We start from the raw sequence: 12,165 nt of genomic DNA, 5'->3' as shown, positions 1-12,165 counted from the left end.
ATATTACGCCTATGTTGCCACTTCCAAGCGTAGTGTATTTATATCTATCTGCTGCACCTGCTGGGCAAATTGGTCATGAGCTGCACAGACAGCCATTTTATAATCCTGATCCAGCTCATACTGCTTAAAATGACAATACTCGGTGGTAAAGCCCTCTGTCGTGAAGCCTATGAATGGTTGTGCCTTTAGCTCAAATGAAAAAGACTTCAACGGTAGGGTTAGTCCCTGCCCCTCGGCCTTGACAAAGCTTTCCTTAAGCGTCCATAGATCGTAAAAATACGATAAGCGGCTGTCTGCGTCCTGACGCATTAACGCATCATACTCTGTGTCCGAAAAGCACACTCTACCTACCTCCAAATCAATAGGACGGAGCTGCTCAATGTCAATTCCAAGCGGGTGATCATCAATAGCGCATACCACCCATTTTCCCGAGTGAGAAACATTAAAATGGAATGCGGGTGCATTAATCAAGGAAGGCTTACCGAATGCATTGTATGTAAATTGAAGACTGGCATTAGATACCTTCAATTGCCGGCAGGCCAACCATCTTAGCAGCACATCGGCATATAACCCCCTCAAAGCATCTTCCCGATGTAAAAAACGATCTAACTTCTGCTGCTTTTCCAGCGAAACCTGATTTACCAGTGATTCGTAATGCTCCTCAGCCTCCGGCTTGCTCGTATCAATCGCGTATATTTTCATGGTTGCCTCCTGTATACCTAATGAATATCAGCCAGTTTGTAACACTCACCGTTCGATGGAAGTCTGTTAGATATGGATGGCGTGTGCCGTGTACATGGTCAATATACTACTCTAGCACTTTCAATTCAATATGGATACAATTGGGATAAGTAGCTCTATTAAAACTACTTCATAGAGTCCATTAATGAAAGCGCTTTAAAATAACACATACAGAGGAGGACGAAACAATGAAATATGATTTTGCCCGCTTGCTGTGTATTATGCTCTCTATTTTGCTGACGTTGAGCATTTTTCAGATGTTTTCACCTAAGATCGCTTCAGCCGCTTCAGCGAATGTCGTGAATGGCATTCAGTTTAAAGATACAGATGGAAACGTGGTCCATGCCCATGGGGGTGGTATGATTAAAGTAGACGGTTACTATTATTGGTTTGGTGAAAATCGTAATCCCAACGGCACGTTCAAGGCGATATCCGCCTACCGTTCCTCTGATTTAAAAAACTGGGAGTTTCGTAAAAACGTACTGACCAGCAGCTCCGCCGTAGAGCTGAATGTTTCGAATATTGAACGTCCGAAAGTGATTTATAATGAAAAAACACGTAAATACGTATTATGGATGCACAAGGAGAATGGGGTTAATTACAACGAGGCCCGAGTGGCTGTCGCCTCTTCCGATACGGTGGACGGCGATTACACGTATCAGGGCAGCTTCCGTCCTCTGGATTACGATTCGCGCGATATGACCGTATACAACGATAACGGTACAGCTTACCTCATTTCGGCTACCCAGGTAAACGCAGATCTGAACATTTATCGACTGACACCGGATTTTCTGCAAGTTGAATCGCTGGTGACTACACTTTGGCCTGGACAATATCGTGAAGCTCCGGCGATGTTCAAAAAAGGAGACGTCTACTTCCTGATTACATCCGGGGCAACCGGCTGGAATCCCAATCAGGCCAAGTATGCTACTGCATCCAGCATTGAAGGAACCTGGAGTAATACGATAAACTTCGGGGACGGTACGACATATGGTTCACAGTCGGCTTACGTGATCCCTGTTGAAGGTGCCCAGACAACTTCATACCTGTATTTGGGCGACCGTTGGGCGGGTGCGTGGAGCGGTCCTGTGCAGGATTCTCAATATGTATGGTTGCCACTGCGTTTTCCAACAGCGACTTCATTAGCCATGGATTGGTTCGACAGCATTCATATTGACACCGCCAGTGGTGTGGTCGAGGGGATAACGACGCCAATTGCCATTGATCCAGATGCCTATTATCAGCTAGTGAATCGCAAGAGCAATAAGCCACTAAGCATTATTGGCAATGCAACGACGGACGGCGCAGATCTGGAGCAGCGTGCAAATTCCGGGGCAGCAAACCAGCAATGGCAGCTCAAAGATGCAGGCAGCGGATATTATAAAATTATGAACCGCAACAGCGGAAAGCTAATTGGTGTTGAAAGCGGTACGACAACAGACGGTACAGTTATTGAGCAGTGGAGCGACGGAGGCTGGTCCAGTCAGCATTGGCAATTAGTATCCGTAACCGGTGGTTATTACAAGCTGAAAAATCGGGCAACTGGCAAGCTGATCGATATTTCTGAAGGCGCCACCGCCGATGGAGCTAAAGCCATCCAATGGGGCGATAACGGTGGGACAAATCAGCATTTCCGTGTAGTTAAAGTAGAATAGCTCAAGTTATTTTCAAAAGGAGCCGTATTCCAAGCAGATCATGGTAGACTGCTAACGGAAAAGACGGCTCCTTTTTACGTAAAACGATGAAATTGATAATCTCTAGTACGTTACAGTTCCCACGGATAATCTGTTGTCAGAAAACTAGCCAGCTGCTTGCTTTCTTCCCTCCGCTGACGCCGTATGGCTGCGCGTGATGGAGCCGTCTGGTGCAATTGTAACTGCTCTTCTGTTTCTGGAATCACCTGCGGCACGGTCACTTTACGGTTGTTCTCGTCTAATGCCACAAAGGTCAGGAAGGCTGTGGCTGCGATTTTTCGGTCGCCAGTCATCAGTCCTTCACGAATTACCTTTACGAACACCTCCATCGAGCTACGGCCTGTCCAGGTTACGAACGCTTCCAGCGTGACAGAATCACTCGGATGGATAGGTAGCAAAAAATCCACCGAATCCGTAGAGGCTGTAACTGTGTTCGTACGACACAACTTAGCAGCTGCAATAGATGCGATATCGTCGATATACGACATCAATCGGCCGCCGAAGAGCGTGTTATGATTGTTGATATCGTTGGGAAATACTCGGGACGTCTTGAAGCAGTAGGTTTCTCGGATGTACTTGCTTTCCATGGGTTCTTTCCTCTCTTTTCCTCGTTGCTCTCTTTTTATATCTCTGGATTTTGCAAAATCCTGTTGTGGAAGCCTGTTTTAGACTATGCTAATCATCCCACTAATCCGCATAATAAATCAATACATAAAAATCGGCATCATCTTCCGAATCATTGCGGTAGGTATGTATGTCAGATACTTGAAATTGCACAGCATCCCCTGCACTCAGCTTGAGCTGTTGCCCCTGCATTTCAAAGTACATCTCCCCACGGATCATGAGAATCGTTTCCTCACCCAGATGCTTCTCTGCCTGGTGTGTAAAGCCTGGCTTCAGACTTACCGTGAACACCTCAAACTTCTTTTCAGCGTGATACGGGAATACAGGGTAAACAAAATAGTTACCGTCCTCATCAATAACCGGATGCAGGTCTTCCCTCCGAATCTTCGTGATTTGCGGCGGGTCTTCTTTGAGAAAGGTGGAGAAGGATACATGCAAACCGTTTGCAATTTTCCAAAGGGTTGTTACCGTAGGATTGGATTTCCCCTTCTCAATCTGAGCCAGCATCCCTTTGCTGACCCCTGTCAGTTCAGCCACCTTATCCAAACTTAATCCTCTAGTCTTCCTGATTTGAGCCAAATTAGAGCCAATAATATGCTGCATTGAATCCACGGACGTTGCCTCCTTGTATCCAAAAGTCTATATAAGAAGAATACACAATTTACCCGAGAGAGGTTCATTCGAAAATGAATCTACAACTAAGTCTTAACAGACTTATTGCTATTTAGCTTACACAAACTCATTATCTTATCCAATATAAAAAAGTGTCAAATTGAAAAATCAATTTGACACTCGCTACTCAATGAGTTCCTTCGTGAGATAATTAAAATTTGAATGATATCAATAGTTAACGTCTAAACATTCTCATTTCCCCAAATGCTTACCAGATCATTGATCTGAAGCGACACGATCCTTAGTTCTCCACCAATGGCGTAGAGTTCTAGACCCTTACTTTCGAAGTCCGGGAAAATCATGTCTGAAATGATTGTTTTTCCATGATTGCCGAACACTTCGACACTTGACCAATCCAGATAAATGCTCATCTGTATCCTCTCATGCTCTGGCTTCATAGTGGCCTTGTGTATTGCTGTGAAATCGGAATGAAAATCAGTGGCGCTCGACTTCGTCCGATCGACGAACAATTCCTCATTCGAGATATTATATCCGATGATCGTCTCCTGATTGGCGGACTTTCGTACTTTAAACCCGAATTCCACGGCAGTACCGATTTCAAATTCTGCAATAATTTCTGCCTTGGCTGCGGAAATATCAGACAACACGTTCATACCTGGCTTAATCGTCAAATCTTGCAGAGACAAAATCGGTTTTCTTAGCTGACTTAATTCATTTATGGGTGTTTGGATTAGGCGAAGCCCCTCCGGGTAAGTCCTTAGCTGTAGCTCCCGGGGAATTGATGTCTTGCCACGCCATTCCTTTGAAGGAAGCGTGGTAGCATAACGCCAATTATTCATCCAGCCGATCCAAATTTTCCGTCCGTCTTCGTTCGAAATGCCATTCCAGGACACGGCCGCGTAAAAGTCTGATCCATAGTCTACCCATTTGATAGTATCGATAGATTCCAACGCTTCATCTGGCGTGAACGACTTACCGTCAAAGCTGCCTACGAAATACATCATGCCAGAACCGCCTGCCGGTGGTTCCGGATCGTCTGGATTCACACCATTTCTATCCCCGACGCTTAGCATCAGAATCCACTTCGTGGTATTAAAATCCTCATCCACTTGGATTCGAAATATATCAGGACATTCAAATATCCCTCGGTGGATATGCGGAATGTCGGAACCGAATTCGCTTGCAAAAGACCATTCTTTCAGGTTTGGAGATGTGTAAAATTCTACACGGTCCCTTACGGCAAGAACCATGATCCACATTGATGATTCATCATGCCAAATCACCTTCGGATCACGAAAGTCTAGCGTGTCCGTTGGAAATAAAACCGGGTTACCTTCATATTTTGTCCAGGTTCGACCCTTATCCTTGCTGTAAGCAATGCTTTGCACCTGCGGCTTTCCAGGCTGAGACTTGTTGCCCTCATTCGTATAAATGGCAACCAATCCTGATCCTTCCTCGTCGAAAAATCCGCTGGTATTGTTCTTATCCACCACCGCACTCCCCGAGAAGATCGCTCCGTCCTCCCCAGGTGGAATTGCCGGTGGAAGCTCAGTCCAATGCACTAGATCCTTGCTTACCGCATGACCCCAATGCATGTTGCCAAAATCAGGTTGCGTATCATGGGGGGTATGCTGGTAGAACAGGTGGTACTCTCCTTCAAAGTAAACCAAGCCGTTGGGATCGTTCATCCAATTTTTCTCCGGTGAATAATGAAATTGAGGCCTGTACGTTTCACTATAGTTACTTTTTAATTCTTTCATAGTATCCGCTCTCCTTTTAATTGTTGATAAGGTATTTAACATAATAATTTGAGTTTGCTCGTTTGCAAATGAATTTGAGATACTACCATTTAAATGTTTCAGCCTTGATCTTTAAGATATCTGTCATAGCCTTTTTGTTTGATTTCCAGCCATTTATCTAGCCCCAGTCTGGACAGCTCGGCTTTATATTCGGCCCATTCTTCTTCCACTTTACCCGTCTTGATCCATTCCGCCCGCTTGCGGTTAACGTAAGCAAACAAATCGGTTTCCAATGTGGAGATCTGCTTCTGATCCTCCAGCGAGAAGAAGACTTTCGGGAAATTATGGTCAGCCTTCATATAAGGAACGAGTCTTTCCTTCATGAGCTTAAGCCGTCCCACTGCATCATCGGGCTTGGTCGTTACTTTTCCGTAATACTCGTCAAGAATTGCCAATGGACCGCCGATATTCGTTTTTTGCCGCAGCTCGACAGGGGCCGTTCCCTTAAGCGGAAGATGCTTCAGCATATGACTCGCTTCATCGTATTCAAAAATGTTCTGCTGAGTTTTGTCGCCGTAGGTGCCCCAGTTGTCCTGTACGGACTGGATAGGATCATACAGTTGGTCAATCCATTTTGCCGTAAGCTCAAGATTTTTGTTGTCACTGGTAATCACCATTCTCCCCCGGTCAAAGCCGAGATTGTTCGTGCGGGTCACATTGACTTCACCGCTTGGCCCGGCGAGCGGATTCATCAATTCATATTTATCGTTATCTCCTGAGATGTTCGCCTTATCCCATTGAAAGTAGAGACCATATTTTTCATTCTGGCCTTTGGCCAGATACGTATTGTAATCCTGCTCGAATGACTCTTCGTCGATCAGGTTCAGCTTATACAGCTCATTAAGATATTTAATCCCCTCTTTATAACCATCCTGATCGGCAGTGAAGACCACTTTCCCCTCATTGGTCACTACCGTATGATCGCCGTTGTCCCCAAGACCGAATGATCCGAACAGAAAATTCAGGTCCTCATTGCCGTTATTGAGCATAAAGGACAGCGGGATTTCATCCGCTTGGCCATTTCCGTTAGGGTCGCCATTTTTAAATGCGAGCAGAACTTTTTTTAAATCCTCGGTGGTTTTTGGCATTTTAAGTCCCAGCTTTTTCAGCCACTCCACATTGATCCATGGCATGTCGTTTACAGAATGAATGCTCTCCTTCTCAGAACCCAGTTCTTCAATCCAAGGAAAGGCATAAATGTGCCCGTCCTGTGCGGTTATCATGGATCTGTACTCAGGTGCTTCCTTCAATACCTTCTGCAGATTCGGCATATATTTTTGAATCAAATCCTCTAAAGGGATAATAGTTCCATCCTTTCCGAGATTTAATAAATCGTAATCGGAATATCCGGCATCCAGTATGGCATCTGGAAGATCTCCACTGGCAACAGCAAGGTTTCTTTTTTCAATGAAGGAATCGGAGGTGAAGTTGGTAAAATCGATATGCACCCCTGTTTTTTCTTCCAGTCTTTTATAAATCAACTTTTCATTTGGATCAGAAGGTGCCAGCGGCGAGCTTTGAGTCATAAAATGCAAAGTAACTTTCTCTTTAAGCGGCAGATTAACATTTTCCAGCTTGTAATCTTCGGATGCCGCAGAATTATTGCCTGAACCGCCACATCCGGCAAGCAGTGAAGTAGAAAGTGCCAACACAGACAAGGTTAGTAATGTTTTTTTCATCTCTATTCCCCCGATTTGTTATTTGATCGAACCTACCATGACACCCTTTTCGAAATACTTTTGGAAGAATGGATACATGACAATCAAAGGCAAACTTGATATAACAATGGCAGAGTACTTAATCATTTCAGACAATTTCTTAAGCTCCGCTTGTGCCATCGCATCGGCAATCATGCCGGGCTGAACCTGATTCTGTATCAAAATGGAGCGCAGTACCAGTTGAAGCGGAAACAGCTTCGGATCATCCAGATAAATCATGGCGTCGAAATAAGAATTCCACTGTCCGACAAAAGCGTATAAAGCTAGAACAAAAATAATAGGCTTGGAAAGCGGCAGGACGATTTTAAAGAAAATACTGAGCTCGGAAGCTCCGTCTATACTCGCCGCCTGGAACAGTTCTTTCGGAAGTCCCTGGAAATAAGTCTTTGCCAGAATAATATTGAATACGCTGATCGAGCCGGGCAGAATAATGGCCCAGACCGTATTCAACATGCCTAAATCCTTAATCACCAGATAGGTAGGAATCAGACCGCCACCGAAAAACATCGTTATCAGGAAAAAGATCATAATGGACCGTTTCCCTACCAACTCTTCAATCGCAAGCGGATAAGCCGCGAAGACGGAAAATAATACGGTTGCGAACGCAAAGGCTGCTGAATAAAAAATAGCATTAAAAAAACCGCGGATCATGGCACTGTTGCTTAGGATTTTGGCATATCCCGTGAGTGTCCAGTCTGATGATGTAATGGCAAACCCTTTGGTAATCAGGGTATTTGGAGTTAAAAAGGACGAAAGCACCACATAAACCAGCGGTAACAGAATAGCGAGAACAAACAAACCAAGTAGAATATAATTGATGATGAGCAGAATCCGGTCCTTCCCGGTGTAATGAATATCCATAAATACCTCCTTCTTTAATACAGCCCTTCTCCTTCGTTCAGCTTCTTGACGACGGTATTTACGAAAATCAATAGGAATACATTAATTACGGAATTGAACAACCCGATTGCCGTAGAATAAGCATAATCGCCGGATTGCAACCCCACCTTGTATACGTAAGTCGCGATGATTTCCGAGGTAGGTGTGTTCAAAGCCGTCTGCATCAGGTAAGCCTTTTCATAGCCGATCGACATAATACCTCCTGCAGCGAGAATGAACAGGACGGCCATGACGGGTTTAAGAGCTGGCAGATCAATGTGGAAGATTCTCTTCATCAATGAAGCGCCATCAATTGTTGCAGCGTCATGCAACTGCGGGTCCACATTGGCTAAGGTGGCCACATAAATGATAGAGGACCAGCCCGCTGTTTGCCATATACCGGACAAAATATATACCGTTCGGAAATAGGCAGGATCAGTCATAAAAGCAATCGGCTTGCCGGTGAAGGTTGTTACCAAAGCGTTCACTATTCCAGCTGGCGATAGAAAAACAAACAGCATACCGGCAACAACAACAACCGAGATGAAGTTAGGTGCGTATACAATAAGCTGAATATTCTTCTTGAACTTCGCTCCTCTGACCAGATTTAGCATTAAGGCCAGAATGATTGGTACTGGGAAACCGAGAATAAGACCGTAAGCGCTTAATTTAAGCGTATTCATTAAAATGTCATAAAAATTTGGTGATGAAAGAAACCGCTGAAAATGTTCAAATCCAACCCATTCACTGCCGAGGATGCCTTTTCTTGGGCTGAAATTTTTAAACGCAATGATCGAGCCGTACATGGGAACATACTTGAAAATGACGGTAAGAATTATGGACGGAAGCAGAAACAAATACAGTATATAATTTCGAAGCATATAGCTTAACCAATGGTTTCTTTTTTTTGTTTCTGAAGCCTTTAGTCCCCTTTTTTGAACGATCGAATTTGCCAATATTTTCCCTCCTACTGTTCACGGCTTGTTATACGACACAAAATATAAGCCATGTTATGTCATCTCTCTGACATAATTAACCAAGATGTTTTTCAAATACTTGCTTGTAATATCCACACCTCCAACAGAACGAGAATTTTACACATTCCCAAAATGAATGGGCTTACAATTTACATTTGAACATATTTTACTCTTACAATTTATCAGATGCACATTTAATTAGTCAATATATTTCGGGTGAAAAATTCATTTAAAAAGCGTATTTCAAGATAATTGTAATGTTTTCAGCAAAAATCTATCAAAATTGCACAATATAAATAAACAAACGTAAACTTTTATTATTCATTTGAATAAATACATTGTTAAAAACATGAAAATACTATATATTTAGAAATATGAAGAATCTTAATTCGGAGAATAAGGTGAACAATATGACGAGAAAGTCAAAGGTTACGATACAAGATATCGCTGATGCCTTGGGGATTTCCAGAAACACTGCCTCCAAGGCGCTTAATGGAGTGGAGAGTATTCCCGCCGTTACTAGGGACAAGGTGGTCAAAAAAGCAATGGAGCTTAAATACAAACAATTTTCTTATATGGAAACAGCTTCTGAAAAACAGGGCAATATCGCACTTTTGACCTGTAATCTTCCTAATAGCTCACACTTTGGATCTTTGTTGATCAGCGGACTGGAGAAGGAAATCAGCAAACAGGGCTATACTTTATCTATTTATTTTGTTCGTGAGAATGATATCAATTCAATGACTCTACCCGGCAATTTTGAACCTTCGAATGTGGCTGGCATCTTCTGCATCGAAATGTTCAGCAAGGAATACAGCAAGCTGATCACAGATCTTGGCATCCCAACCATTTTTATTGATTGCGCTGCGGATATGATGTATCCAGAATTGAAGGCGGATCTGGTATTAATGGAAAATGAACACAGCACATACTGTGTTACCCGGAAATTGATCGATCATGGCTATGAAAGCTTCGGTTTTGTAGGCGATTACAATCATTGCAAAAGCTTCAATGAACGCTGGGCCGGATTTAATAAGGCCTTAGCAGAAGCAGGAATCGCCGTAGATCCTGCCCTTAGCATTGTAGCGCCTGACCGCAACTTCTTTATAGAGGAGAACTGGATGGAACAGCAGTTGGATGCCCTGAGGAAGTGTCCCTCCGTCTTTATTTGCGCCAATGATTTCATTGCCATCAGCGTGATCAAATCTTTGAAAAACAAAGGGATTAAAGTCCCGGAAGATGTTGCTGTTTGCGGGTTCGATGATGCTTCGGAATCCCGGGTTGTCGAGCCTCATCTTACAACCGTGCATATTTATAGTAGTCAGATGGGTATTATTTCAGCCGAAATGTTATTGTCCAGAATCAAAGACAATACCATGCCATACCGAGTGACTCATGTCGCAACGGATATCGTATACCGGGACTCGACCCCTGTTCTAAACTAAATCTACCAAGAGGTGAATTAAAGTGAAAAATGACAGAACGGTTCTTTGTGTGGGCGAGTTGCTCATTGATTTTTTCTGCACGGATATTGATGTTAATCTTGCCAAGGGCCAGCATTTCTCCAAGCAGGCCGGCGGCGCTCCGGCAAATGTAAGCGCAGCCGTAGCCAAGCTCGGAGGAAAAGCGTCATTCTTGGGGAAAGTTGGGGCTGATCCCTTTGGCATGTACCTGAAGCAAACGTTGGATGAGCAGCATGTGGATACGTCCATGCTCCTTTTTGATCCGTCAACGCCGACTACACTGGCCTTTGTTTCCCTTGCCGCTAACGGCGAACGGGATTTCGTGTTCAACCGCGGAGCTGACCGTCAACTGTCTCTGCAGGATATTGATAGAGAATGGACCCGGCAGGCTGCCATTCTGCATTTTGGCTCGGCAACGGCCTTGCTCGCCGATCCTTTCCGAGAAGCGTATTTGTCTTTATTGGATGGAGCGAAGGCCAATGGGCAATTCACCTCCTTTGATCCCAATTACCGGGGGGACCTCTGGAAAGACAGGCAGGAGGAATTTATCACACTGTCCAGAAGAGGAATACACAATGCGGATTTGGTAAAGGTAAGCGAAGAGGAATTAAACATCATTACAGGGCTGGCTGACCGCGATGCTTCATTGGATCTTTTACATGGGTTGGGAGCCAAGACGGTGGCGGTTACCTTAGGGAAAGAAGGAACCCTCATCTCAAGTGGTGCCTCCCGTTCGTTAATCGGCAGTATCGCTGTCAAATCGATCGACTCTACTGGTGCCGGAGATGCCTTCGTCGGAGCAATGCTGTATCAAATCAGCCAGCTGAGTCAGCCTAAGGCATTTACCTCCAACGCGAAGCAGCAGCAGGAATTTGTGACACTTGCCAATCAAGTCGGCGCCATCGTGTGCACTAAAGTTGGAGCGATTGCAGCCTTGCCGTCGTTAGAAGAAGTTAATCGTTTCGTAGCGCAAGGTTGAATCAAGAAACGAAGCGTAAGAACAGCAAAAGGTGTCCGACGATCTCTAAGGTCGCTGGACACCTTTTTAGTTATTCTTTGGAAGGAGAAGTGAGGAAACTAAATCATATCGAGGGAGTTTAATCAAAAGAAAACGAGTACTTATCCTACGTAGTCGTTTTCTTTTATATAAGGCAGGCCAGGATTTTTTTCGATTGCCAAAAACTTTTCATCTTTAATTAACTCAGATATTCTCATAAACCATTATAATTCATATTGCAGACTTAGCATTTATCCTGATCGGATTGCAAAGCTATTGCTAATGCAATAAATGATCCTGATGATACATCTATGAGTAAAATGATAATTCGATCAACTATTCAGGCATTGTAAACAATGACAGTGGACAGAACGAGAAAGCTCTTGCCTAATTAACCTAATTAAAACAAAACATTGTTAAGTTACTGCCATCATATTATAGAGTTTTAGTATCCTGATATCATCCTTCGATACTTTTAGTTGTTGGATGAGGCGTGCATCCTCTTTTAGCACTTCTTTGGAAAATAGCATTTTAGCTGCGATAGGCATAATAGGTCTAGAAGAAAATCCATAATACTCTGTTGTCAGGTTGCCTCCTGCTATTCGAAATAAGTAACTAGTTAACCCCTCTCTTCTATTTC

10 protein-coding genes are annotated in these 12,165 nt (G+C 43.8%); 3 read left to right on the top strand and 7 right to left on the bottom strand.

What is annotated here, in order from left to right; genetic code table 11:
* Window positions 1–9: 9 nt before the first annotated feature.
* Window positions 10–702, bottom strand: a complete 693-nt coding sequence (locus WA407_RS12130) for a 4'-phosphopantetheinyl transferase family protein (RefSeq protein ID WP_254326023.1) — start codon at window positions 700–702, stop codon at window positions 10–12.
* A 227-nt stretch (window positions 703–929) separates the two neighbouring features.
* Here WA407_RS12130 and WA407_RS12125 point away from each other — a divergent pair, with 227 nt between their 5' ends.
* Window positions 930–2,396, top strand: coding sequence for an RICIN domain-containing protein (locus WA407_RS12125; RefSeq protein WP_336077437.1), 1,467 nt, complete (start codon window positions 930–932; stop codon window positions 2,394–2,396).
* Between the two features lie 110 nt (window positions 2,397–2,506).
* Here the strand turns inward: WA407_RS12125 and WA407_RS12120 are convergent, their stop codons facing one another.
* The 6 genes from WA407_RS12120 to WA407_RS12095 form a co-directional block, all read right to left on the bottom strand.
* The gene (locus tag WA407_RS12120; protein ID WP_013309488.1) at window positions 2,507–3,022 is read right to left on the bottom strand and encodes an acyl-CoA thioesterase; all 516 of its coding nucleotides are present in this window, start codon (window positions 3,020–3,022) and stop codon (window positions 2,507–2,509) included.
* 100 nt (window positions 3,023–3,122) lie between these two features.
* Entirely contained in the window at window positions 3,123–3,671 is a 549-nt protein-coding gene (locus tag WA407_RS12115; protein ID WP_336077436.1) for a helix-turn-helix domain-containing protein, read from the bottom strand.
* Between the two features lie 242 nt (window positions 3,672–3,913).
* Complete coding sequence (locus tag WA407_RS12110) at window positions 3,914–5,452, bottom strand: glycoside hydrolase family 32 protein (protein WP_336077435.1); 1,539 nt, start codon at window positions 5,450–5,452, stop codon at window positions 3,914–3,916.
* 98 nt (window positions 5,453–5,550) lie between these two features.
* Window positions 5,551–7,170 carry an ABC transporter substrate-binding protein gene (locus tag WA407_RS12105; protein ID WP_235307912.1) on the bottom strand — a complete coding sequence of 540 codons (1,620 nt, stop codon included), beginning with the start codon at window positions 7,168–7,170 and terminating at the stop codon, window positions 5,551–5,553.
* A gap of 18 nt (window positions 7,171–7,188) precedes the next feature.
* Window positions 7,189–8,070 carry a carbohydrate ABC transporter permease gene (locus WA407_RS12100; protein WP_013309484.1) on the bottom strand — a complete coding sequence of 294 codons (882 nt, stop codon included), beginning with the start codon at window positions 8,068–8,070 and terminating at the stop codon, window positions 7,189–7,191.
* Window positions 8,071–8,084: 14 nt separating this feature from the next.
* Window positions 8,085–8,969, bottom strand: coding sequence for an ABC transporter permease (locus WA407_RS12095; RefSeq protein ID WP_230584986.1), 885 nt, complete (start codon window positions 8,967–8,969; stop codon window positions 8,085–8,087).
* A 506-nt stretch (window positions 8,970–9,475) separates the two neighbouring features.
* Between WA407_RS12095 and WA407_RS12090 the strand changes: the two genes are divergently transcribed.
* Both WA407_RS12090 and WA407_RS12085 read left to right on the top strand, forming a co-directional pair.
* Entirely contained in the window at window positions 9,476–10,510 is a 1,035-nt protein-coding gene (locus WA407_RS12090) for a LacI family DNA-binding transcriptional regulator (protein WP_336077434.1), read from the top strand.
* Between the two features lie 22 nt (window positions 10,511–10,532).
* On the top strand, window positions 10,533–11,507 hold the full coding sequence (locus tag WA407_RS12085; RefSeq protein WP_235307910.1) for a PfkB family carbohydrate kinase: 975 nt from the start codon (window positions 10,533–10,535) through the stop codon (window positions 11,505–11,507).
* Window positions 11,508–12,165 lie beyond the last annotated feature (658 nt).

It is taken from the genome of Paenibacillus sp. 203 (genome assembly GCF_037027525.1).
Lineage (GTDB): Bacteria > Bacillota > Bacilli > Paenibacillales > Paenibacillaceae > Paenibacillus > Paenibacillus polymyxa_B.
This window is presented reverse-complemented; position numbering and strand designations above follow the sequence as displayed.